Annotated in this window: 25 protein-coding genes and 2 pseudogenes; 3 read left to right on the top strand and 24 right to left on the bottom strand. The window is 66.6% G+C overall.

Going from position 1 to position 22,724, the window contains the following annotated elements; translation table 11 throughout:
- Positions 1 to 419: 419 nt before the first annotated feature.
- The 7 genes from EKG36_RS10275 to EKG36_RS10245 form a co-directional block, all read right to left on the bottom strand.
- Positions 420 to 1,406, bottom strand: a complete 987-nt coding sequence (locus EKG36_RS10275) for an alcohol dehydrogenase catalytic domain-containing protein (RefSeq protein WP_126483712.1) — start codon at positions 1,404 to 1,406, stop codon at positions 420 to 422.
- A gap of 25 nt (positions 1,407 to 1,431) precedes the next feature.
- Positions 1,432 to 2,193: an SDR family NAD(P)-dependent oxidoreductase gene (locus EKG36_RS10270; RefSeq protein ID WP_126483710.1), complete on the bottom strand. Its 762-nt coding sequence runs from the start codon at positions 2,191 to 2,193 to the stop codon at positions 1,432 to 1,434.
- Position 2,194: 1 nt separating this feature from the next.
- Positions 2,195 to 3,508 carry a histidinol dehydrogenase gene (gene hisD, locus EKG36_RS10265; RefSeq protein WP_126483708.1) on the bottom strand — a complete coding sequence of 438 codons (1,314 nt, stop codon included), beginning with the start codon at positions 3,506 to 3,508 and terminating at the stop codon, positions 2,195 to 2,197.
- A gap of 219 nt (positions 3,509 to 3,727) precedes the next feature.
- Entirely contained in the window at positions 3,728 to 5,035 is a 1,308-nt protein-coding gene (locus EKG36_RS10260; RefSeq protein WP_126483706.1) for a TRAP transporter large permease, read from the bottom strand.
- A gap of 11 nt (positions 5,036 to 5,046) precedes the next feature.
- Complete coding sequence (locus EKG36_RS10255; RefSeq protein ID WP_126483704.1) at positions 5,047 to 5,556, bottom strand: TRAP transporter small permease; 510 nt, start codon at positions 5,554 to 5,556, stop codon at positions 5,047 to 5,049.
- A gap of 25 nt (positions 5,557 to 5,581) precedes the next feature.
- On the bottom strand, positions 5,582 to 6,766 hold the full coding sequence (locus EKG36_RS10250) for a TRAP transporter substrate-binding protein (RefSeq protein WP_126483702.1): 1,185 nt from the start codon (positions 6,764 to 6,766) through the stop codon (positions 5,582 to 5,584).
- 46 nt (positions 6,767 to 6,812) lie between these two features.
- Positions 6,813 to 7,040: a hypothetical protein gene (locus EKG36_RS10245; RefSeq protein ID WP_126483700.1), complete on the bottom strand. Its 228-nt coding sequence runs from the start codon at positions 7,038 to 7,040 to the stop codon at positions 6,813 to 6,815.
- Between the two features lie 250 nt (positions 7,041 to 7,290).
- Between EKG36_RS10245 and EKG36_RS10240 the strand changes: the two genes are divergently transcribed.
- Positions 7,291 to 8,319 (top strand): LacI family DNA-binding transcriptional regulator, encoded by a 1,029-nt coding sequence (locus EKG36_RS10240; RefSeq protein WP_126483698.1) that lies wholly within the window; start codon positions 7,291 to 7,293, stop codon positions 8,317 to 8,319.
- A 4-nt stretch (positions 8,320 to 8,323) separates the two neighbouring features.
- Here the strand turns inward: EKG36_RS10240 and EKG36_RS20775 are convergent, their stop codons facing one another.
- From EKG36_RS20775 to EKG36_RS10205, 11 genes and pseudogenes are all read right to left on the bottom strand, one after another.
- The gene (locus EKG36_RS20775) at positions 8,324 to 8,665 is read right to left on the bottom strand and encodes an Ldh family oxidoreductase (protein ID WP_246007487.1); all 342 of its coding nucleotides are present in this window, start codon (positions 8,663 to 8,665) and stop codon (positions 8,324 to 8,326) included.
- Positions 8,623 to 9,123: an Ldh family oxidoreductase gene (locus tag EKG36_RS20770; RefSeq protein ID WP_246007486.1), complete on the bottom strand. Its 501-nt coding sequence runs from the start codon at positions 9,121 to 9,123 to the stop codon at positions 8,623 to 8,625. The genes EKG36_RS20775 and EKG36_RS20770 overlap by 43 nt, the downstream gene beginning before the upstream one ends.
- On the bottom strand, positions 9,120 to 9,563 hold the full coding sequence (locus tag EKG36_RS20765; RefSeq protein ID WP_246007485.1) for an NAD(P)-dependent oxidoreductase: 444 nt from the start codon (positions 9,561 to 9,563) through the stop codon (positions 9,120 to 9,122). Before EKG36_RS20765 ends, EKG36_RS20770 begins: the two co-directional genes overlap by 4 nt.
- 94 nt (positions 9,564 to 9,657) lie before the next feature.
- On the bottom strand, positions 9,658 to 10,059 hold the full coding sequence (locus EKG36_RS20760; RefSeq protein WP_246007484.1) for a Rossmann-fold NAD(P)-binding domain-containing protein: 402 nt from the start codon (positions 10,057 to 10,059) through the stop codon (positions 9,658 to 9,660).
- A gap of 67 nt (positions 10,060 to 10,126) precedes the next feature.
- Positions 10,127 to 10,612, bottom strand: a complete 486-nt coding sequence (locus EKG36_RS10225; RefSeq protein ID WP_126483696.1) for a tripartite tricarboxylate transporter TctB family protein — start codon at positions 10,610 to 10,612, stop codon at positions 10,127 to 10,129.
- The gene (locus EKG36_RS20925; protein WP_281274424.1) at positions 10,609 to 10,950 is read right to left on the bottom strand and encodes a tripartite tricarboxylate transporter permease; all 342 of its coding nucleotides are present in this window, start codon (positions 10,948 to 10,950) and stop codon (positions 10,609 to 10,611) included. Before EKG36_RS20925 ends, EKG36_RS10225 begins: the two co-directional genes overlap by 4 nt.
- Positions 10,947 to 11,785, bottom strand: a pseudogene (locus EKG36_RS20920) (tripartite tricarboxylate transporter permease). Before EKG36_RS20920 ends, EKG36_RS20925 begins: the two are co-directional and overlap by 4 nt.
- A gap of 94 nt (positions 11,786 to 11,879) precedes the next feature.
- Positions 11,880 to 12,131, bottom strand: a pseudogene (locus EKG36_RS20915) (tripartite tricarboxylate transporter permease); the annotation flags it as partial.
- A 22-nt stretch (positions 12,132 to 12,153) separates the two neighbouring features.
- Complete coding sequence (locus tag EKG36_RS10215) at positions 12,154 to 13,053, bottom strand: tripartite tricarboxylate transporter substrate binding protein (RefSeq protein WP_246007483.1); 900 nt, start codon at positions 13,051 to 13,053, stop codon at positions 12,154 to 12,156.
- A 235-nt stretch (positions 13,054 to 13,288) separates the two neighbouring features.
- On the bottom strand, positions 13,289 to 14,458 hold the full coding sequence (locus EKG36_RS10210) for a UxaA family hydrolase (protein ID WP_126483694.1): 1,170 nt from the start codon (positions 14,456 to 14,458) through the stop codon (positions 13,289 to 13,291).
- 2 nt (positions 14,459 to 14,460) lie between these two features.
- A complete protein-coding gene (locus EKG36_RS10205; RefSeq protein ID WP_126483693.1) occupies positions 14,461 to 14,745 on the bottom strand; it encodes a UxaA family hydrolase in 285 nt (94 codons plus the stop codon).
- Between the two features lie 217 nt (positions 14,746 to 14,962).
- Between EKG36_RS10205 and EKG36_RS10200 the strand changes: the two genes are divergently transcribed.
- Positions 14,963 to 15,688 carry a GntR family transcriptional regulator gene (locus EKG36_RS10200; RefSeq protein WP_126483692.1) on the top strand — a complete coding sequence of 242 codons (726 nt, stop codon included), beginning with the start codon at positions 14,963 to 14,965 and terminating at the stop codon, positions 15,686 to 15,688.
- A gap of 75 nt (positions 15,689 to 15,763) precedes the next feature.
- On the opposite strand, the gene htpG is transcribed toward EKG36_RS10200, so the two are convergent.
- The 4 genes from htpG to EKG36_RS10180 form a co-directional block, all read right to left on the bottom strand.
- A complete protein-coding gene (gene htpG / locus EKG36_RS10195; RefSeq protein WP_126483691.1) occupies positions 15,764 to 17,668 on the bottom strand; it encodes a molecular chaperone HtpG in 1,905 nt (634 codons plus the stop codon).
- A gap of 86 nt (positions 17,669 to 17,754) precedes the next feature.
- Positions 17,755 to 18,225 carry a PaaI family thioesterase gene (locus EKG36_RS10190; protein ID WP_126483689.1) on the bottom strand — a complete coding sequence of 157 codons (471 nt, stop codon included), beginning with the start codon at positions 18,223 to 18,225 and terminating at the stop codon, positions 17,755 to 17,757.
- Positions 18,218 to 18,715 carry a PaaI family thioesterase gene (locus EKG36_RS10185; RefSeq protein WP_126483687.1) on the bottom strand — a complete coding sequence of 166 codons (498 nt, stop codon included), beginning with the start codon at positions 18,713 to 18,715 and terminating at the stop codon, positions 18,218 to 18,220. The genes EKG36_RS10190 and EKG36_RS10185 overlap by 8 nt, the downstream gene beginning before the upstream one ends.
- Before the next feature lie 80 nt (positions 18,716 to 18,795).
- Complete coding sequence (locus EKG36_RS10180; RefSeq protein WP_126483685.1) at positions 18,796 to 19,125, bottom strand: YkvA family protein; 330 nt, start codon at positions 19,123 to 19,125, stop codon at positions 18,796 to 18,798.
- A gap of 162 nt (positions 19,126 to 19,287) precedes the next feature.
- Here EKG36_RS10180 and EKG36_RS10175 point away from each other — a divergent pair, with 162 nt between their 5' ends.
- Positions 19,288 to 21,237, top strand: a complete 1,950-nt coding sequence (locus tag EKG36_RS10175; RefSeq protein WP_126483683.1) for a transglycosylase SLT domain-containing protein — start codon at positions 19,288 to 19,290, stop codon at positions 21,235 to 21,237.
- A gap of 196 nt (positions 21,238 to 21,433) precedes the next feature.
- Here EKG36_RS10175 and EKG36_RS10170 read toward each other — a convergent pair whose 3' ends face one another.
- Together EKG36_RS10170 and EKG36_RS10165 are read right to left on the bottom strand one after the other, a co-directional pair.
- Positions 21,434 to 22,078 (bottom strand): LysE family translocator, encoded by a 645-nt coding sequence (locus tag EKG36_RS10170; protein WP_126483681.1) that lies wholly within the window; start codon positions 22,076 to 22,078, stop codon positions 21,434 to 21,436.
- Between the two features lie 11 nt (positions 22,079 to 22,089).
- The gene (locus tag EKG36_RS10165; RefSeq protein WP_185827533.1) at positions 22,090 to 22,515 is read right to left on the bottom strand and encodes an NINE protein; all 426 of its coding nucleotides are present in this window, start codon (positions 22,513 to 22,515) and stop codon (positions 22,090 to 22,092) included.
- Between the last annotated feature and the right edge of the window lie 209 nt (positions 22,516 to 22,724).

Raw genomic sequence — 22,724 nt, 5'->3', positions numbered from 1 at the left:
TGCGGGCGGCGAACTCGATGCCCTCGCGACAGCGCCCCTCCTCGCTCAGGAAGTGCAGCGACATGCCGAACAGCAGGGCGTAGAGCAACGTCGGGCCCCCATAATGATCGGCAATGAAGGTCGTGGCCAGGGCGATTGTGATGCACAACAGCAGCCCCCTTCCGGTGGCACGACAGTCGACGAGCCGGCGGCGCAGTCGAGATGGCCACCCTGCCGCTGATGTTGCGAAGTTCTGCGGTCTCATTGTCATGCTTTCCTGATCGCAGGTCTGCCTATGCCCCAATGTCGATGCGGAGCGGCTCCAAGATGACCCGAGGGCCGATGTGGCAGTGCCCACGGCGGGTGACGAGCGCGCCTTCACGTTCGCTTACGACGCCCTGGCGGCACGGCCTGGCCTCGCCGAGAACGACACGGGCGTATCACGGCTCGAGAATCACCTTGGCGGCTGAAGTGCGCCCTGCGACGAGTTCGGCAAAGGCGTCGGCCCCCTCCTCGAGCCGGCGCACTTCTACCCAGTCCAGGGCCCCGAGAGCCTGGGAGTCCAACAAGTCGACAGTGGCTCGCAGGTCTGAAGGTGTATAGGTATAGGCGCCGAGGAAAGTCACCTCCTTGAGGGTGATGGCCCTGACATCCAGGCCCCCCTCGTTATCCTGCAGGCCGAGGTGCATGACGGCCCCGCCGGGTCGCACGGCCTGCACGGCCATGCCCCGGGTGGGCGCTGCCCCGACGCAATCGAATACGGCCTCGAACATATCCGCGTCCGGCGACTCGTCCCGCGGGTCGAAAGTCGCGAGACCGGCCTGTTCGGCGGTTTGCCGGCGCAGCGGGTTGGTGTCGGCGAGTCGCAGGTAGCGCACGCCCTTGTGGCGCAGGATCAGTCCGGCCAGCAGGCCCACGGCACCGGCGCCGATGACCAGCACCCGAGCCTCGGAAAGCGGCCGCGACAGAGCCCGTTCCAGTCGGTTGATGCCATGCAGCGCGGTGGCCGCCGGCTCGGTCAGTGCCGCTGCCACGGCGGACAGCGAGTCCGGCAACTCGATCAGGCAGTGATCGGGGATGGTCAGGGTCTCGGCGAAGGTGCCGGGTCGGGTCATGCCAATCATGGTGCGATTGCTGCAGAGGTTCTGGCGACCTTCGAGGCAGTGGTCACAGTGACCGCATACGATCAGCGGGTTCATGGTCACGCGCTTGCCTGCCAGGGCCCCTTCGATGACCTCACCGGCGGCCTCGTGGCCGAGGATCAGCGGCGGCTGGCGACGCGGATCATGGCCATGGAAGGCATGCAGGTCGGAGCCGCAGATGCCGGTGGCCTGGATGCGCACCCGGGATTCGCCCTCGGCCAGCGGGGCTTCCTCGGTCTCGCGCAATTCGAGCCGCTCGGGCCCGACATAATAGAGTGCTTGCATGACACGCTCTCCTAGCGGTGTGAACTCATTTGGCAGTGAAGCCACCATCGACGTAGAGGGTCTGGCCGGTGACATAGCCGGCGGCCGGGGAAGCCAGGAAGACCGTCGGGCCGGCGATGTCCTCCATGGTGCCGTTGCGGCCGATGGCGGTGCGCCCGGCCAGGGCCTCTGCCGAGTCGGGGTCGTCAAAGACCGGCGCCGTCAGCTCGGTGGGGAAGAAGCCCGGGGCGATGGCATTGGTGTTGATGCCATACCGCGACCAGGCCTCGGCCATGGCCCGGGTCAGCTGCACGATGCCCCCCTTTCCGGCCCCGTAGGGCGCGCTATCGGGAAAGGCCCGCTGGGACTGCAGCGAGGCCAGGTTGATGATGCGCCCGTAGCCCTGCTCCCGCATGCCAGGCACCAGGGCCCGTGAGAGGAAAAAGGGGGTGCCCAGGTGCAGCTGCAGCGTCAGCTGCCAGGCAGCCAGGTCGACCTCCTCAATGGGCTGTCGCAGGTTGACGCCGGCGGCGTTGACCAGGATGTGTACCGTACCGAAGGGCTCGGCCGCCCGACGGGCGGCCTCGTCCAGAGCCAGGGGATCGGCGAGATCGATGACGAGGGCGGCCGCCTGGCCACCCTGCGCCTCGATAGCCGCCACGCTCTCCTCCAGGGCCTCACGCCGACGCGCGGCGACCACTACCCGGGCGCCGGCGGCGGCCAGGGCCTCGGCCATGGCGCGCCCCAGACCGCTGCTCCCCCCGGTGACCAGGGCCACCCGGCCGTCGAGATCGAAGCTTGGCCGCATCTCACACCTCCTCGGGAATCACCAGGTCAAAGGTCTCGTCCGGATAATACTTGGCCAGGCGGACATCACCGGTGCGCGCATGCCCTTCCATTCCCTCGCAGCGGGACAGGCGAGCGGTCGCCGCCGCCACGCTGCGGGTGGCCTCGCGGCTCTGGCGCTGATAGGTGACGATCTTGAGGAACTTCTGAGCGCACAGGCCGCCGGTATAGCGAGCGGCCCCCTTGGTCGGCAGGATGTGGTTGGTCCCGGAACACTTATCGCCGAACGCCACGCTGGCCTCCTCACCAACGAACAGCGACCCGTAGCTGGTGAGCCGATCCATCCACCAGTCGAGATCAGCGACCTGCAGCTCCAGGTGTTCCGAGGCATAGCGGTCGCTGACCTCGACGACTTCCTCCCGGGTCTCGCAGAGGATGATCTCGCCGTAATCGCGCCACGCGGCATCCGCTGCCTTGCGCTGGGTCTCCGGTAGCGCCTCGATCAGGCCCGGCATCTGCGCGGTCACGGCGTCGGCCAGCTCACGTGAGGTGGTGAACAGCCAGGCCGGGGAATCCGGCCCGTGCTCGGCCTGGCCCACCAGGTCGGCGGCAACGATCGCCGGGTCCGCGTCCTGGTCCGCGATGATGCCGATTTCGGTGGGACCGGCAAACATGTCGATGCCACAGCGGCCGAAGAGCTGCCGCTTGGCCTCCGCCACAAAGCGGTTGCCGGGGCCAACCAGGATATCGGCCGGCTTGCCAGTGAAGAGCCCGAAGGCCATGGAGGCGATACCCTGTACCCCTCCCATCTGCAGGATGGTGTCGGCCCCGGCCAGGTCCATGGCGTAGAGGATCGCCGGGTGGATACCGTTCTCGTCGCGGGGCACGGAACAGGCCACGACATTCTTGACGCCCGCCGTCTTGGCGGTGGCCACGCTCATGATCGCCGAGGCGATATGGGCGTAGCGCCCACCGGGCACATAGCAGCCCGCGGTCTCCATCGGGATCAGCTTCTGGCCGGCGAACAGCCCCGGCGACAGCTCGGACTCGAATTCGCCGATGCTGTCACGCTGGGCGGCGGCGAAGCGGCTCACCCGCTCGTAGGCGAAGTTAATGTCCTGCTTGAGCTGCTCGGGCACCTTGGCCTTGGCCGCCTCGATCTGTTCGCGGCCGACCACGACATCTCCCTCCCAGCCATCCAGGCTCCGGCAATACTCCTTCGCCTTGCTCTCACCCTCAGCCTCGATCTCGGCCAGCATGCGGGAAACGGTCTCCTGGGTCTGGTCGTAGCCGGTAGACGCATTCTTCTCGGCCTTCTTGTAGTAGTGAATCGCCATTGGTATTTCCTCTCGCTTGGTTGCTTGTCATTGTTCACCGCGCCCTATGGGGCCGGATCTCGCTGCTGGGCGGTCGTAACCTCCGCCGCCCTGCCCTGGCGGCTACGACGTATCGCGGCCATCACCAGGGACTGTGTCTATAGCGGCGCGCCATTCTTGTAAGCGCTTACAATATTGATTCGGAAGGATACTCTTCGCAGTCGGCGTGGTTGAGCCTGTCTACAGCCCCCAGGTCGATAGCCAGGGTACGAAGGCGATCAGCAGCACCACCAGCAGCATGCCCAGCACGAACGGGAAGGCATAGCGGGCGATGGCCAGTATCGAGCAGCGCGTCAGTCCCGACACAACGAAGAGGTTGAGCCCCAGCGGCGGCGTGATGAAGCCCAGTCCCAGGGTGGTCACCATCAGAATCGCGAAATGGAAGTCGTTCATGCCTGCCTGCTGGGCCACCGGCAGCAGCAGAGGCGCCAGGATCACGATATTGGGCGTGGTCTCCATGACGCAGCCTGCCAGGATCAGGATGCCGATCATCAGCAGGATCATCATCGACGGAGAGTCGGTCAGGCCGCCGATGCCGCTCACCAGCGTCTGGGGAATATCCAGGCTGGCCAGCGTCTGTGCCAGGGGGAGCGACACGGCAATGATCGGCACGATGACGCCACACACCCTTGCCGAAGACTCCAGCATCCGCGGAATGTCCCCCAAGGTCAGCCTGCCCTGATGAAGGCCAATCAGCACCACCACCACTACTGCCACCGAAGCCGCCTCGGTCGGAGTGAAGAGCCCCGAATAGATGCCGCCCAGGATCACCACCGGGACGAACAACGCCCAGCGTGCATCCCATACCGTGGCCACCCAGCGGCGCCAGGAGAAGGGCGCCCGGTCTCCCTCAAAGCCATGCAGGCGGTTGATCACGACATTGGTGACCATCACCGAGAGCATCACCAGCACCCCGGGGATGGCGGCGGCCAGGAAGAGGGTCGAAGCCGACATCCCGAGCACCAGGCCCATCACGATATAGGCGATCGAGGGCGGGATCAGAATCCCGGTACAGGCGCCCGAGGCCACCAGGGCGCAAGCCGCCGGCAAGGGATAGCCGCGCTCCACCAGACGATGGATGGTCATGCGCCCCACCGCCGCCGCGCCGGCGGCATCGGACCCCGAGATGCAGGCGAAGAAGCCACAGCCGAGAGTGGTGGAACTGCCAAGCCCCGTGCGCATGCCGCCGACACTGGCCTCGGCCACGTCGAGCAGCTTGTCCGAGAGCCCGGAACGTACCAGCGCATCCCCGGTGAGGATGAACAGCGGCACGGCGATCAGCGCGAAGGCATTAATGCCCTCGAACAACGACTCGCCGAACACCGACAGCGGCAACGTCTCGGTCATCGTCAGCATGCCCAGGGTGCCGAGTCCGATAGATACCCAGACCGGTACGCCGAACACGATCAGCCCGACCAGGACCGCCAGAGGCCCGTAGAAGGTCCAGCCCAGGTCCGCGGCGGCCTGCTGCACTGCAAGAAATTCCATGACAGACCTCCTCAGTCGAACAACTTGTGGCCGTCGAAAGGCGGTTCACCGCGACGCATGCGGCGGATGTCCGCGAGCATCGTCTGTACCACCCGCGACGCTATCAGCAGGAATCCGATGGGAATCGCCATCAGGAATACGGCCTGGGACAGACGCATCCCGGGAGTCACCGAGCCGAAGTTCAGCGATGTCAGCACCGGCGAGACCGATAGCCACAGTGCCCATACGGCCAGCACCAGCGTCGCGATATCGGAGAGCCACCAGGCCAGGCGCTGCATCCGGGGGCCGCCCAGATTGACCAGCACATCGATGCGGATATGGGCGCGATCACGGACCGCCGCCGCAGCGGCGATCCAGGCCAGGTAGATGAAGGCGTATCGGGCCAGTTCCTCTCCCCACACCGACGAGTAGTTCAGGGCAAAGCGACGGATGACCTCGATGGCGACCGTCAGGATGATCAGTGCATAGAAGGTCAGCAGAAGCCAGCGTTCGCTCTTGCGGTCGATACGGTCACAGCGCATTCGAAAGGCATGCCAGGCCCCCTTCTTAGGTGTTGCTGTCGACGTAGTAGCCATTCGACACCTCCGTAGCGGCCAAGAGCTCTTCAAACACCTCCAGTGACCCGGCCAGCTCACGCTTGGTGTCTTCCCAGGCCGGCAGCTGGTGGCCACAGCGTTCCTTCCACTGGGCAAGCTCATCCTCGGTGGGCGAGTAGATCGAGACCCCGGCCTCGCGCATCTGGTAGTAGGCATAGGCCCGCGCCGCCGGCACCTTGGCGAGGTTCTCGCGGAAGGTGACATCGGCGGCCTGCAGGATGCCTTCCTGGATCGCCGCGGGCTGGCCGTCGAACCATGCCTTGTTGCAGGTGTACACCTGGGCATCGGGGACCGACTGGATGGTGGAGATGCTTGACAGCACGTCGGTGAAGCCGAACACCAGCAGCGCCTGGACGCTGGGATCCAGGGCATCAGCGACCCCCTGCTTCATCGCCGAAGAGGTCTCGCCCCAGGCCACCGGCGTCGGATTGGCACCGGCCAGGCGATAGACCTTCTGCAGGATCTCCGAGGACGGCACCCGAAACTTGATGCCCTCGATGTCATCGGGAGTCCGCACTGGACCGTCGAGCAGGCCATCGCGCACCGCCACGGTCCGCGGGTCGATACAGATGTAGTTGAGCACCTTGAAACCACGCTCCTCGACCTTGTGATGGACGACATCGCGCCAGCTCTGGGAAGTAACCAGGTTGACCAGGCGCTGGTTCTCGCCGCACCAGTAGGGGATATTGATCAGATCGACCTCAGGGGCAAACGCCGAGAGGTTGGAGATGGAGTGCTGGGCCATGGCGATGGTGCCGTTCTGCACCTTGGTGATCAGAGCGCCGCCCGCCCCCAGCTGGCCGCCGGGCGACAGCTTGACGTAGAGCCGGCCTCCAGTGAAGTTCTGCAGATTCTCCTTGAAATTGAGCTGCATGATCGGATAGGCCCGTGAGGCTCCCAGGGTATAGCCGGTGGCCATCACCAGGGTGGTCTCGGCGGCGGCCTCGCGTTCGTTTTCCTCCTGGGATGTCGCCGCCATGGCGCGCTCGGAGAACAGGGTGCCGCCAACTGCGCCGATCACCGCGGCGCTGAAGCCGTAGCGAGCCACGGCGCCCATGAACTGGCGGCGTTCAGGCCGGGAGGGGGTACCGGTGGCCTCGGGCTCTCGGGAGAAGGGAATCTTGAAGGGTGACATCAGCGTGCTCCTCATGATTGTTGTTGATACTGAGCCAGACACTCGGTCATGACATGGAGGACTGTCGTGATTCGAGCCTTAGACATCCAGAGATGAAACAGGCGGTCGCAACCACCATCAGAGCCGCTTCCAGAGCTGGAGCGATGTCGTATAGCCCCGGCCAGAAGCGTTGCATGGCGACGTTGAGGAAGAAGATGGTGAACAGGCCCAGCGCCAACCACATCAGGCCGCTGCTGACCCCGTTACCTGCTGCCTTGCGTGGCGAGTCCGGCATTTCGCGTGGCTCCTGCGGTGTCTTGTTGTCATTAGCCCGGTGAGACCCCGCGCACCTCGACCGGCCCAGAATGCAGCGCCTGGCTTGCCGATACCTCGGGGGGGCCTATACTGATGGCAAGCAATTTGTAAGCGCTTACAAGCTGTATTCTCAAGCTAGACTCCTCTACATGACTTGTCCAGAAAAAAATGCCCGCCTCAACCGTCCCCGCCAAGGACGGCGGTGAGCCTGCAAAGGAGCTCGAGACGCAATGAACAAGGAGACGCAGCGCACGCTGCTGGAAGACGTCGCCCGGGAGGCTGGCGTCTCGACGGCCTCGGTATCGCGGGTCCTCAATCAGGCCCCACACGTCAGCGATCAGTTGCGCGAGAGAGTCGAGGCCGCCATCGACCGGCTCGGCTATGTGCCCGACGGTACCGCCCGGGCGCTGGCCTCTCGGCGCATCGGGGCCATCGGGGCACTGGTCCCGACGCTGGACAACCCCATCTTCAGCACCATGATTGACAGCCTCGAGCAGCGCCTCAAGCGCCACGACTGTCGCCTACTGATCGCCACCTACCGCTATGACCTGGATGACGAGCTACAAGCCTTGCGTACCCTTGTCCAGCAGGGCGTCGATGGGGTCATTCTGATCGGCCATGATCACCGCCCCGCAGTACATGCCCTGCTCGAGCGACGTCGCTTGCCCTTCCAGACCTGCTGGAACGGCGAGGACGCCCCCGAGTGGCCCAGCATCGGCTTCGACAACGCTGCTCCGGCGCATCGCCTGGCGGATCACCTACTGACGCTGGGCCACCGTCGACTGGCGGTGGTCAGTGCTCCCACCGAGGGCAACGACCGGGCCCGGGCCCGTCTGGAGGGTTTCCTGCAAGCAGCACAGGAAGCCGGCTGTGCCCTGCCGCCGGAGCGCATCATCACGGTGAACTATGGCATAGCCGAGGGTGCCCAGGCCTTCGAGATCCTGATGGAACTGGAGGCGCCGCCCACCGCGATCCTCTGCGGGAACGACACTCTCGCCTTCGGGGTCATGCTGGCCGCCCAGCGGGCAGGCATGCGCGTCCCCGAGACCCTCTCGATCACCGGCTTCGACGACCTCCCGCAGGCGCGGTTCATGTCGCCGCCGCTGACCACGGTCGCCGTGCCGGCCAGCGAGATCGGTCGCCAGGTGGCCGATGCCCTGATCGCGTGCATCGGCGGCGAGACACCGCCACACCGCCGGTTGCTGGAGGCTCCCCTCGTGCTACGCGACTCGACCGGGCCTGTGGCAGCGGTCGACTGAGGGATCAAACCGCCGTGGCGTGGGCCTCTAGGGCGTCCACCAGGGATGCGGGCAGGGTCAGCCGGCTCTCCTCCTGCCGACGCTGCCGATAGCGGCGCTCCCCCGGCAGCCGGACGCCGGGCTGGTCCTGCATGGCCGCGAACAGCGTCTCGGCGTGCTCGACGAGCCCGGGCGAGAAGCGTCCCGGATTGATCAGCAGGATGAGCTGGCCGATTCCCGGCGGTTCTCCCTCGGCATCGAAGAAGGAACTCGCCTGGAAGCCAAAGTGGCTGCCTGAGAGCCCCGCGGCGAGCAGTTCCACCATCAGCGCCAGAGCCGCGCCCTTGGCGTCACCCGCCGGGAGCATACTACCCGCCAGGGCGCCATGGCCGCGGGCGAGTTGCTGAAGGCCAAGGCCAGGTATCCCTGGCGGGCGGCGGCCTCCACCGGCGCCCCCGCCACACCGAAGTGATGGGAACGGGCGATGGAGACCGCCGCCAGACCCAGCCGGGTGGCACACTCGATACCCGCTTCCAGTCCCATCGCCACAGCCGGGAAGGCCAGGCCGTGGCATGCATCGACCCGTACCACGGCTCCGTCGGTATCGAGGCGAGGCACCGCCGACGCCACGACCTTGCCGCTAGCCGCCTGGTCCAGATAGAACGGCAGACGCGAGAGGCCATGGGAAGGCAGGCCGTCTAGCTCCGCCCCCAGCAGTGCCTCGACGGTGACGGCAGCCTCGGTATCGGCAAAACCGCGACCACGCATGGCTGACATGGCCAGGGCGCGTGCCTCGTCGAGGCCAAGGGTAAGAGCGACGCTCATAAGGTCACCCCCGCCGGCTGGGCCAACATGTCCCGCACGTGATCGGCGGTCATCTGGCTGATGCGGGCATTGGACTCCTCGGTCACGCCGGCGATGTGAGGGGTGAGAATCAGGTTCGGTACGCCCTCGAGCACCGAACCCGCCGGCAGCGGCTCCTGCTCGAAGACATCCAGCATGGCGCCGGCCAGTTGGCCCTCGCGCAGGGCTGCGGCCAGGGCGGCCTCGTCGAGACTCCCGCCGCGGGCGGCGTTGACCAGGACTGCGTCGGGCTTCATGCGCCCCAGGGCCCGGGCATCGATGAGGTGGCGGGTCGCCTCGGTCAACGGCACGTGGAGGCTGACCACGTCGGCCTCGGCCAGCAGCGTGGCCAGGTCATCGTGGCGCACGATGCCGGTCCATTCGGGGGCCGTCGCATCGCGATGGGGATCGAAGGCCGCCACCCGCATGTCCAGGGCCAGGGCCCGCCGGCCGTCTCACGGGCGATGGCGCCGAAGCCGACCAGCCCTAGGGTGCTGCCGGCCACCTCGCGGCCGATTAATGCCCCCGGGGCCACTCCCCGTCCAGCATGGCTGGACTGGCGAAGTAGGCTCGGCGACGCAGTAGCAGGGCAGCGGTCAGCACGTACTCCGCCACCGAGCTGCCGTTGCCGCCGTGGGCCGGCTTCACCGCCACCCCACGCGCCTCGCAGGCAGCCAGGTCAATATTGTCGAGGCCGACCCCCAAGCGGCCCACCACCCTCAGCCGCGGAGCGGCTTCCAGCAATTCAGCGTCCACCTGGGTGCGATTGCGCACGACCAGCCCCTCGGCATCGGCCACGGCCGCGAGCAGAGCCTGGCGATCCTCGACCAGGGTGGTATCGAATGCCACGCTGAAGCGATCCGAGAGGCTCGCCGCGGCCTGTTCATCCATGAATTCGGAAATCACGATCTTGGACATCGACATCCTTCTCCGTTGCCGGGTGGCACCCGACCCTATTGTTCTCGAAAGACCAGTAACGGCCTGTTTATCCCATGAACCAGCGGCCCACCGGCAGCGGCACATTGAGCAGGAGGGCAAACAAGCCGTAGAAGCAGCCCACCAGTATGATGCCGGTGCTCAGATGGCCCACCAGTCGCCGAAGGGTCCAGGGCTCGTGCTGGGCGAGCGCCATCAGGGTAAGGAAGCTCGCCAGCCCCGCCAGCAGGAAACCGGCCCAAGGCAGTAGCAGGGTCCAAGCGGCAATGGCCAACACCAGCAGCACCCGACGCGGAGTCGAGCCCCGGCCTCGACCGACATTGCTCTGTACCCCGCGCAACGCCAGCTGACCGATCCGCATCAGGGCAGCGACCAGCGTCACCACGGCGATGGTGGTCGGGAAGACGGCCCCGAGTTGGCTCATGTCGCGGGCCTGCCAGATACACACCCCGCTCACGGCGGCAAACAGCAGCGGCAGCAGGAACTCGGACCGGGCCGAACAAGCGGCTTGAATCTTGCGATTCGTATCCGTCATGAGGAGGTCTCCTGGTGGGAATCCCCGCCGTCATGGCCCCGACGCCGGGCGCGGTGCTCCTTGATCAGCGGGTAGAAGACACTGAGCGCCGACAGGGCGATGATCGTGATCGAGATCGGGCCGCCGAAGAAGGTCATGGCATAGGAGCCACTGGCGCGCCCCATCAGGAACCCCTGAACGAACCCCTGCTCGGCGATAGGTCCCAGGATCAGCCCCAGCACGATGGGCGACGGCCGGAAGCCGTAGCGGTTGAGCAGCCAACCCACCACCCCGAGGGTCAGCATGATGATCACGTCGCTGAGGCTGTTGCGGATGGCGTAGGTGCCGATCACCGTCATGAGGCGATGGTCGGGACCAGCAGCGCCTTGGGGATGGTGATGATCGACTTGAAGGCGTAGCGCCCGATCAGCAGCCCCAGTGGCAGTAGCAGGCAGGTGGCCAGGAACAGGCCGGCGACGAAGGTGTAGGTGATGTTGGCATTGGTGGTGAACAGCTCCGGTCCCGTGCGAAAGCCCTGCACCAGCAGGGCCCCGAGGATCACCGCATCGGGGGGGGGCCGGGGATGCCCAGCACCAGGGTCGGGATGAAGCCGCCGCCCACCGTGGCATTGTTGGCCGCCTCGGTGGCCAGAACGCCCTGGGGATTGCCCTTGCCGAAGCTCGCGGAATCTCGGGAGGCGCGTCGCGCCTCGGAATAGGACACCAGGCTGGCGATGGAGCCGCCAGCCCCGGGCAGGATGGCCACCATCGTGCCGATGGAGGCCGAGCGCAGCAGGTTCAGCTTGCCCAGCCAGGCATGCACCAATCCCTCTCGCAGACGGATGCCCCGCTGCTCCTCATCGACCTTCAGGTGGGCCTCCGGTGTGGCCACCAGGTCAATCAGCACCGGGATGCAGTACAGGCCGATCAGCGCGGACACCGTCTCGCTGCCCCCCAGCAGCACCTGGGAGCCGAAGGTGTAGCGGATATCCCCGCCGACCACGGCCACCCCGACCGTCGACAGCAGCAGGCCGAAGCCCGCGCCCATGAACCCCTTGAGGGTGGAGCCCTCGGACAGCGCCGAGATGAGCGTCAGGCCGAAGATCGCCAGCCAGAAGTGTTCCACCGGACCGAAGCTCAGGGCCACCTGAGCCAGCAGCGGCGCCAGGGTCAGCAGCGCCAGCACCCCGACCATGCCGCCCACCATGGAGGCAAGCGTCGACAGGGTCGACCGCCAGGTTGCCATCCCCTCGCTTGGCCATGGGATAGCCGTCAAAGGTCGTGGCGATCGCCGAGGGCGTCCCTGGCGTATTGACCAGGATGGCGGAGCACGAGCCGCCATAGATGGCGCCGGTATAGATTGCTCCCAGCATGATCAGCGCCGATTCCGGCGCCATGCCGAAGGTCACCGGGACCAGCACCGCCACGGCCATGGTGGCCGAGAGCCCCGGCAGGGCCCCGATGATGATCCCCGCAGCCACCCCGACCAGCGCCAGCCCCAGGTTGATCGGGGACAGCGCTCCCAGGGCATAGGTCAGCATCTCCATGCGACTCCTCCCCGGGTCAGTCGATCAGGCCGGCTTCACGTGCGGTCGCCTCATAGACGCGGTGCTGCTCCGCCATGAACTCGTCCATTTCCTCCAGCGGGACGTCCATCAGCACGAAACCGAGATCCTGCATCTCCTGCTGGAACTCTGGATTCTCGTTGATCTGCTGGAAGATATCGGAGAGCTTCTGCTGGGTCTCCTTGGGCGTCCCTTCGGGCACCGCCATGCCGCGGTAGGCACCGCCCACCATGTCGTAGCCGAGCTCCTGGAAGGTCGGCACGTCGGGGAACATGGGATGACGCTCCTCGGCGGCCACGGCCAGCATACGGACCTTGTCCTGATGGTTGGCCGCCACCGTGGTGTAGCCCCACTCCGCCTGCACCTGCCCTCCGAGCAGGGCTGTCATCGCGGCGCCGGTGCCCTTGAAGGGGATATAGGTGGTGGTGACGTCGGCCAGCTGCTGGAAGCGGGTATTGGCCACGTCGTTGGCGCTGTAGGTGCCGCTGCCGGACAGGGTCACGGCGCCAGGGGCCTCATTGACGGCCTGGATCAGGTCGTCGAGGGTCTCGTAGGGACTGTCCTTGCGGACCAGGATGGCGTCAGGGGAATAATGGAAGTAGAAGAAGTTGTTGAGGTCGTCGGTCTGGAAGCCGACATCCTTGCCCATGGGCTTGAGGATGATATGCGGTAGGTTGGAACCCATGATGGTATAGCCATCGGTCGGCATCTCGGAGAGCTGGGACCAGCCCACTGCCCCGCCGCCGCCGCCGGGCATGTACTGCACGACCAGCTGCTCGCCGGTGATCTCCTCGAAATACTTCTGCTGCAGTCGGGCGCTGATGTCGGACTCGCCACCGGGACCGAAGGGAATCACGTCCCGGACATCCTTGGTGGGAAACTCGTCGACCGCGGCCACCGTCGTCAGACCGCTGGCGAGTCCAGCCCCATGCCCGTTGCCAGGCCGATGGACAGAGAAATACGCATGGCTTATCTCCAGGTGTTGTCATTGTGATTGTGAGCGTGCAGGCGTAACGACGTCGGGCTATCCATGAACACGACGTCATGCTGAAAGATCGGGCCCTCCCGGCATCGTGGTGAGCGAGCAAGGCGACATCCCCCACCTGTTGGGTGGGGGTGTCGAGGGATATATATTAGGCACTTTCGTAGAGACGGGTCAGCACGAACTCGCGATGGCCCAGGGCCTCGGCCGAGGTATGCCGGCCATTGGCAGTGCGCAGCATCATCTCGAGCAGCTGGTCACCCGCCTCCTCCATGTTGATGTCGCGCTTGAGCAGGTGGGAGACATCGACATCGATGTGTTCGCCCATGGTGCGCACGGTGCGCGGGTTGGCACAGATCTTGATGACCGGCAGGATCGGGTTGCCGATCACGTTGCCCTGACCAGTGGGGAAGAAGTGCACGACGTAGCCCGAGGCGGCACACAGCGTGACCATCTCCGCGGCGGCCGACGAGGAGTCCATGAACCACAGACCCGGCTTGTCGGGATGCTCGGCCTTGTCCAGCACCCCGTCGACCCGGCAGCGCTTGCCGATCTTCTGGATGTTGCCCAGTGCCTTCTCCTCGATGGTGGTCAGCCCCCCCTCGATGTTGCCCTTGGTGGGCTGCGATTCGGAGAGATCGCTGGTCTTGTGGCGGTCGATCATGTCGCTATAGCGATCGAACATGGTCTGGAACTGCTCGCGCACCTCCGGCGTGGCACAGCGCTCGGCGACGAGATGCTCGCCTCCGGTCAGCTCCGAGGTCTCGCCGAATACCAGGGTGCAGCCCGCTTCGTAGAGCTTATCGAAGGCCGCGCCGACGGTGGGATTGGCCCCGCAGCCCGAGGTGGTGTCGGATTCACCGCACTTGGTGGAGACCCACAGCTCGTCGACGTCGCACTCCTCGCGCTGCAGCTCGGTGGCATACTGCACGAACTCTCGAGCCTTTTTGGAAGCGGCGCAGATAGTGTTGTGATCCCCATTCTGCTCGATCCAGAAGCCCTCGACCGGCTTCCCGGTGGCCTTGATGCCGTCGACGACCTTGTTGGTCCAGCCCGGCTCGATGCCGATCACGATGACGGCGGCGACGTTGGGGTTGCAGCCGGTGCCGATCAGGGTGCGGAAATGCAGGTCCAGATCGGCACCGAACTGCAGGCGACCGTACGGATGGGGAAGGGCCAGCGTGCCCTTGATGTTGTTGGCGACGGCCTCGGCGGCGGCGTTGGAAATGTCGTCGACGGGGAGCACGATGACGTGGTTGCGCACCCCCACACGGCCGTTCTCGCGACGATAGCCCAGAAACTTGCGACCCTTGATTTCCATCGTTACCACCTCTTGGTTTTGACGTTGTGGACGTGCAGGTGCTCACCCTTCTTGATCGGCTTGATGACTCGGCCGATGTCGACGCTGTACTTGATCACGGCGTCGCCTTCCGCCAGATCGCGAATGGCCAGCTTGTGACCGATGGGGATGGGATCGCTCACCGTGCAGGTGATGGTCTGATCCTCCTGCATGACCCATCCGGTCAGCTCCTGGCCGGCCTGAATTCCCTCGACCACCGCGACGCCGACACTGTCGTCGGCATCATGCACTACGAAGTCGATGCTCATGATGTCTCCTCTCCACTTGCGAGGTTTGTTGGCGTTGTCTCGATTCCAGCTGATGACAGGACCCTGATGCACTGAATGCTGCGAAGCCTCAACTCATGTATATGACATATGATATAGGAGGGTCAAGTCCTCTATATGTTTTTTTGGTATCATCAGCACACGCCATGGCGCTCGAACGGAGTGAGTGCCGAACCGGCATCGAACTAGGACACGAGACATGGAACACCAGCTGACACCGAGCTACCGACCGCTCTATCAACAGATCAAGGAGGCACTGCTGGCACGGATCGTGTCGGGGGACTGGCCTCCCGGCACTTTCATCCCCAGCGAATCCGCCCTGTCAAAGGAGTACGGGGTCAGCGTCGGCACCCTGCGCAAGGCACTGGACGCCCTGGCGAGCGATCACGTGGTGATCCGCCACCAGGGCAAGGGCACGGTAGTCGCGACCCATGACACCGATCGTTCGCTGTTCCAGTTCTTCCATCTCACCCGTCTCGACGGCACTCGCTCGCTGCCGATTTCCCGAGTACTGGTGCGCGAGCGCCGTCCGGCCACCACGGATGAGGCACAGATCCTGGGCCTCGAACCGGCGGCAGCGGTGGTGCATATCCGGCGGGTACGGGACCTGGAGGACGTGCCGGCGCTGCTGGAGGATCTGGTGGTCGATGCGACACGTTTCCCGGCGCTGGAATGCGAACCCCAGACGCTGCCCAACACCCTCTACCAGCTCTACCAGCAACGCTTCGGACAGAGCGTGGCCCACGCCGAGGAGCGGCTGTTCGCCGTGGCAGCGGGCGCACAAGAACAGGAGCAGCTGGGCGTGGCTCCGGGCTCGCCGCTGCTTGAGATCCGACGGGTCGCCCGGGGCCTGCAGGGCGAGGCGCTGGAATACCGGGTCTCGCGCTGCGAGACCCAGCGTCACTGCTACTGGAACGACCTCTGAACGCGCGCCGGCCGCCCCTGGGGGCGGCCGGCGTCAAGGGGGGACGCCATCCACGGATGGCGTCGTCGGCGGGCGTCAGGCGCTCAACAGGGCGTTGAGGCGCTGCACGTAGGCGGCCGGGTCGTCGAGGTGGCCGCCCTCGGCGATGATCGCCTGGTCGAGGAGGATCCGCGCCAGGTCCTCGAAGCCCTCGGCCTCGGCTCCCTCGAGGCGCGCCACCAGGGCATGCTCGGGGTTGAGCTCGAGGATCGGCTTGACCTCGGGCAGGGGCTGGCCGGCGGCCTCCATGATGCGACGCATCTGGTAGCCCATCTCGTGTTCGGGCAGTACCACGCAGGCCGGCGAGTCGGTCAGACGATGGGTCACCTTGACCTCCTGGACCTCGTCGCCCAGGGCCTCCTTGACGCGCTTGACCAGGTCCTCCTTGGCCTTGGCGGTCTCCTCCTGGGCCTTCTTCTCATCCTCGTCCTCGATCTCGCCCAGGTCCAGGTCACCCTTGGCGACGTCGACGAAGGACTTGTCCTCGAACTCGGTGAGGTGGCTCATCAGCCACTCGTCGATGCGGTCGTGGAGCAGCAGCACCTCGATGCCCTTCTTGCGGAAGATCTCCAGGTGGGGGCTGTTCTTGGCCGCATTGAAGCCGTCGGCGACGATGTAGTAGATCTTCTCCTGGCCGTCCTTCATGCGCGAGATGTAGTCGGCCAGGGACTGGTCCTGGGTGGCGCTGTCGGTGTGGGTGCTGGAGAAGCGCAGCAGGCCGGCGATCTTCTCGCGATTGGCGTAGTCCTCCGCCGGGCCTTCCTTGAGTACGCTGCCGAAGGTGTTCCAGAAGGTCTGGTAGGCCTCGCCGTCCTTGGCCAGCTTCTTGAGCATGTCCAGGGAGCGCTTGGTCAGCGCCGACTTGATCTTCTCGACCTGCGGGTCCTGCTGGAGCAGTTCGCGGGAGACGTTCAGCGACAGGTCGCGGGTGTCCAGCACGCCCTTGATGAAGCGCAGGTAGAGCGGCAGGAACTGCTCGGCGTCGTCCATGATGAAGACGCGCTGCACGTACAGCTTGACCCCGCGGGCGCCGTCGCGCTCGTAGAGGTCGAAGGGAGCCCGGCCCGGCACGTAGAGCAGGCTGGTGTACTCGAGCTTGCCCTCGACCTTGTTGTGGCTCCAGGTCAGCGGGTCCGAGAAGTCGTGGGCCACATGCTTGTAGAAGGCCTTGTACTCGTCGTCGGTGAGCTCGCTCTTGGGGCGTACCCACAGCGCCGTGGCCTCGTTGACGGTCTCCCAACTGACGGTCTCGCTGCCCTCGATCTCGTTGCCGTCCTCGTCGCGGGCCTTCTCGACCTTCGGCATGCGCACCGGCACCTCGATGTGGTCGGAGTACTTGCGCACCAGACTCTGCAGGCGGAAGTCGTCGGCGAACTCGCGGGCATCCTCCTTGAGATGCAGGACGATCTCGGTGCCGTGGGCCTCGCGCTCGATGTCGGCCACGGTGAACTCGCCCTCGCCCTTGGAGTGCCACTCGACCCCGGCCGACGGGTCTGTGCTGGCCTTGCGGGTGCGCACCGTGATGTCGTCGGCGACGATGAAGCCGGAATAGAAGCCGACGCCGAACTGGCCGATCAGCCGGGCGTCCTTCTGCTGCTCGCCGGAAAGCTGCTTGAGGAACTCGGCGGTGCCGCTGCGGGCGATGGTGCCGAGGTTCTCGATCACCTCGTCGCGGCTCATGCCGATGCCGTTGTCGCGCACGGTGACGGTGCCGGCGTCGGCATCGTGCTCGATCTCGATGCGCAGCTCGCTGTCACCCTCGTAGATGGCGTCGTTGTCCAGGGCCTCGTAGCGCAGCTTGTCGCAGGCATCGGCGGCGTTGGAGATCAGCTCGCGCAGGAAGATCTCCCTGTTGGAGTACAGGGAATGGATCATCAGGTGGAGCAGTTGCTTGACCTCGGTCTGGAAGCCGAGGGTCTCTTCATGGGTGGCAGTGGTCATGTCTCTCGGACCCCTTGTCGACGTATCGGCGGTGGCGAGGCCACCGGTTATTGGCTTCCATCGATATGGGGACCGCGACGGTTTTTTCAAGCATCGCCCGCGACCGGCTCGCCGAGCACGAAATGCAGCCGTGCGGTGGCCACCGGCGCGCCCTCGTCGTCCTGCCAGGCCCACACCCGGACGTTGGCCAGGCGCCGTCCCTCGCGCAGCAGCTCGCAGCGCGCCAGGGTCGGCACCACCCGGGCCGTGCGCAGGTAGTCGATGGACAGGTCGACGATGCGCGGCAGTCGGGGCGACCGGGCGGCCAGCATCAGGTCCAGGGTCGCCGCGGTCTCCATGAAGGCCGCCACCACCCCGCCGTGCAGGGCCGGCAGCAGCACGTTGCCGACATTGCCCTGGCGCGGCTCGAGGCGAAACACCACCCCCTTGCCATCCGCAGCGGGCTCGGCGGCGACGCCGATATGCCGCGCATAGGGCAGCCTGGCCAGCCAGGCCTCGACGTCGCCGCGCTGCCGGGTCCGGGTCAGCCATTCGAGGTCGGTGAAGCCCTCATGCATGATCGTCCTCCCGAGCGAACAGGGCCTCGGCGAAGCCCGGCGGCGTGTTGCGCGGCCCCAGCCGCACGAAGTTGGCGATGCCCCGGGCCACCGGCCGGGCCGCGTCCTGCCAGACTTGGCCCTCGGTGAAGACCACCGAGGCACTGACCGAGACCGCACGGGCGTCGACACACAGCCCCTGGCCGGCGATCGCGGGGCGGAAGTGGTCGACGCGCAGGTCAAGGGTCGGGCAGACCTCCGGCGCCGGCAGGGCCGGCAGCACCGCCGTGCCACAGGCGGTATCCAGCAGCATGGTCAGCACGCCACCGTGCACCAGGCCGCGTTCGGGGTCCCCGAGCAGGTCGTCGTGCCAGGGCAGGTGGAGGCGCACCCCCTCGGGGCCGGCGTCGAGGACCTCGAGGCCGAGTTCACGGGTATGGGGGATCACCGTCACGAAACGCGCCAGGGCGCGCTGCCAGTCAGCGGCACCGGGGGAGAATCCGGGGGGCATGGGGTACCTCGTCGGCCGGGATCGGCATCAAGTCAAACGTTTGACTCAATCTAGCCTGAACGCCTCGCCCTGGCAATGCATCAGGGCGTGGCCGCGTCGTCGCCCTCCTTCCAGGCGCGATAGTCGGCCAGGGCGCGGTCGACCCGGGTCAGCAGCCAGCCGACCACCACCACGTCGTCCGCCAGGCCCAGCAGCAGCAGGACATCGGGAATCAGGTCCAGCGGCGAGAACAGGTAGGCCAGGGCCGCGAGCATCCACAGCAGTGCCGACCAGGGCACCGGCCGGTAGCGGCCGCGGAGCACGTCGCCCAGCATCGGGCCGAACAGGCGCAGGGCGCGGCGCATCTGTCCCAGCGCCCGGGAGCGGTGCTTGAGGCGCTGGAACAGCGCCAGACCATTGAAACCTGCCATCTCGTCCTCCTTGCCGGCAACGGGGATTGCCGCTAAACGATAAGAGAGTCGCGGCGCCTCGGGGGCGTCGGCGAGCGACGACACTACTCAAGCCTCCCGCCATGGGCGACCATGGTGGCCCTCTCCACCGGTCCACGCCAGCACAACCAATGAGGCGCCACGATGCCAAGGTTCCCCCTTGTTCCCTGGAAGTCCCTGCTGACCGCCGCCCTGCTCTGCCTGCCCGCGGTCGTTCACGCCGAGCCCGGTGACCGGGCCATGCGCGATGCGCTCCAGGCGGCGCGCCAGCACCGCTGGGAAGCCATCGACCGCGCCGCCATCGATGATCATGTCCTGGCCGGCTATGTCGACTACCACCGCCTCAAGGCACGCCTGCCCGCCGCCGAGCCCGGCGAGGTGCTGACCTTCCTCGAGCGCCATGCCGACTCGCCTCTGGCGGGCTGGATGCGCGGCCAGGCCATCTCGGCCTATGGCGAGGCCGGCCGCTACCGGCACCTGCTCGCCGTGGCCGATGGCGAGCCGTCGGGGACCGCACGCCAGTGCCATTACTATACCGCCCTGCTGGACGAGGCGCCCCAGGCGGCCGCCGAGGGCGGCCGTCGGCTGTGGGCGGTCGGCCGCTCCCAGCCGGATGCCTGCGACCCCCTCTTCGCCACCCTGCGGGCCCGGGGCGAGATCGGCCCGGTGGCGACCTGGGAGCGCCTGATGCTGGCCTGGCAGGCGGGGGAGACCGGGCTGGCCCGCTACCTGGGCCGCATGCTGGGCGACGACTGGGACAATGGCCGGGCGGCCATGGAACGCCTGCAGCAGGACTATGCGGCGATCACCCGGGTGCCCGCTTGCATCGGCCCCGACTGCCAGGGCAGCGGGGCGCTGTTCGCCGCCGCCATGCATGGTTTCACCCGCGCCGACACCGAGGCGGCCCTGGAGGCCTGGCGCAAGGTGTCGCCGAGCCTGACGATCAACGAGGCGCATCGCGACGCCATCGAGCACGACCTGGCGTTCTACTCCCTGGTCCGCGACATCGACCAGAACCGCGCCTGGGTCGACGGCGTCCTGCCGCGACTGGCCGACACTGACCTGTTCGAGCTGCGCACCCGGGTGGCGCTGGCCGACCGCGACTGGGCGGGCGTGACCGACTGGATCGGCCGGCTCCCCGAGGCGGAACGCGACGAGGCCCGCTGGCAATACTGGCTGGCCCGCGCCCACGAGCAGCGCGGCGATGACGCCACCGCCCAGGCGGCCTATCGGCGGGCCGCCGGCGAGCGCGACTTCTACGGCTTCGCCGCTGCCGACCGGCTTGGCCAGCCGTATGCGCTGAAGATGGCATCGACCAGCATCGCACCGGCACAGCGCCAGGCCATCGCCGAGAGCCCCGCGGTGCGTCGCACCGAGGCCCTGCTGCGGCTCGGCGAGCCGGGACTGGCCGCCAGCGAATGGTACCACGCCGCGGCGAATGCCTCGCCGCAGGAGGCCCGGGCCATGGCCGGCTACGCCCAGCGGGAAGGCTGGCATGCCCGCCTGGTGCAGACCACCATCGCCGCGGAACTGTGGGATGCCCTGGACTGGCGCTTTCCCGAAGCCTACCGCGACCACTTCCTGCGCTGGGGCGAGGTCACCGGCGTCGATCCCTACCTGCTGATGGGCATCGCTCGCCGCGAGAGCGCCTACAACCCCGAGGCGCTCTCCCCGGCCGGCGCCCGGGGCCTGATGCAGCTGATGCCGGCCACCGCCGCCCAGGTCAGCCGCCAACTGGGCCTCGACGACCCGGGGCCCTACGGCGTGCTGGATCCCGCCGTGAACATCCGCCTGGGCAGCACCTACATCGGCGAGATGCTCGACCGCTACCGGGGCAATCGCCTGGCCGCCACCGCCGCCTACAATGCCGGCCCGCACCGGGTCGACCGCTGGCTCGAGCAAGCCCCGGAGGCCTTCGACCTGTTCGTCGAGAGCATTCCCTTCCGCGAGACGCGCCACTATGTGCAGGCGGTGCTGACGTACCGGGTGATCTTCGCCAGCCTGGCCCAGGGCGGCGCGACCCAGGGGATCTCCCTGCTGACGCCGGCGGAGCAGAACATGCGCTACGACGGTTCGTTGCTGGCCCGCAACTAGGTTCCGTGGGACGAGGGGCGAGGTGCGAGGTGCGAGTTGCGAGTTGCGAGTTGCGAGTTGCGAGTTGCGAGTTGCGAGTTGCGAGTTGCGAGTTGCGAGTTGCGAGTTGCGAGTTGCGAGCAAGATGCTGCTGCCTCGCGGCCCCTAGCTCCTAACTCCTTGTCCCTTGTCCCTTGTCCCTTGTCCCTGATCACGATCAGCCGGGGGTGCGGGTCAGCGCCAGCTTGACCCCGAAGGCCATCAGGACTCCGCCGGTCACCGCATTGAGCCAGCGGGAAAAGGCCGCGCTCGCCAGCCAGCGCCCGGCGCGCCCCACCAGCACCGCCACGGCGACCTGCCACAGGTTGGCGACCAGGAAATGGATCCCCGCCAGCCACAGCGACTTGGCCAGCGCCGGATCCCCCGGGGCAATGAACTGGGGCAGGAAGGCCATGTAGAAGACCACCGTCTTGGGGTTGAGCACGTTGGACAGCAGCCCCTCGCGCAGCGACCGCCTGGCCGGCACCCGGGCGGCCTCGCCGACGACTCCCGCCACCGGCAGGCCCTGGCCGCGCCGCGCCGCCCGCAGGGCGCCCAGTCCCAGCCAGATCAGGTAGCCGGCCCCGGCGAGCTTGAGCACCCCGAAGGCCCAGGCCGACTGCAGCAGGATCAGCGAGATGCCCAGCGCCGAGACGGCGGCATGCACGAACAGGCCGCTGCAGATTCCCAGGCTGGTCAGCACGCCGTCCCCCAGCCCGCCCCGGGCGGTATTGCGAATCACCAGCAGGGTGTCCACCCCCGGCGTGATACTGAGCAGGGTGATGGCCACCAGGAACGGCCAGAACTGGGCGTCGAGCAGCATCGCCGGAATCCTCAGTCGTTGAAGATGCCACGCTTGGCATGGCGCATGGAGATCTGGTCGTTGAGGGTCCAGAAGTCATAGAGCACCCCCAGGCCGAACAGCCCCAGGGTGCACAGATAGACGAGGCCGGTGAGCCACTTGCCGAGGTAGAAGCGGTGGATGCCGAAGACGCCGAGGAAGGTCAGCAGCAGCCAGGCCAGGGTGTAGTTGGTCGGTCCGGACTGGAAGCGCAGGTCCGCCTGGCGATCCATGGACGGGATCAGGAACAGGTCGATCAGCCAGCCGATGCCGAGCAGTCCCAGTGTGAAGAACCAGAGGGTGCCGGTGACCGGCTTGCCGTAGTAGAAACGGTGGGCGCCGAGGAAGCCGAAGAGCCACAGCAGATAGCCGACCACCTTGCTGTGGGTGTCCTGGGAAGCGATGCGGGTGTGGGTCATGTCGAGTCTCGTCTTATGCCGTTCCGGTCTCCCCGGGTCGCTGGACGACCAGGGGCTTTCGATCTACAGTGACCTTGCGGGCGGAAGCACCAGTCTCCCTGCGGCACTCGGTTGACGCAACCCTGGCGCTGATGCACTATCCGCTGCGTTGGTCAGCAAGCAGAAAAGTCGTCAGTTGTACTTCGATTCCTTCGATACACCCGGTGCGC

The organism is Halomonas nitroreducens (genome assembly GCF_003966155.1).
GTDB classification, from domain to species: domain Bacteria; phylum Pseudomonadota; class Gammaproteobacteria; order Pseudomonadales; family Halomonadaceae; genus Halomonas; species Halomonas nitroreducens.
This window is presented reverse-complemented; position numbering and strand designations above follow the sequence as displayed.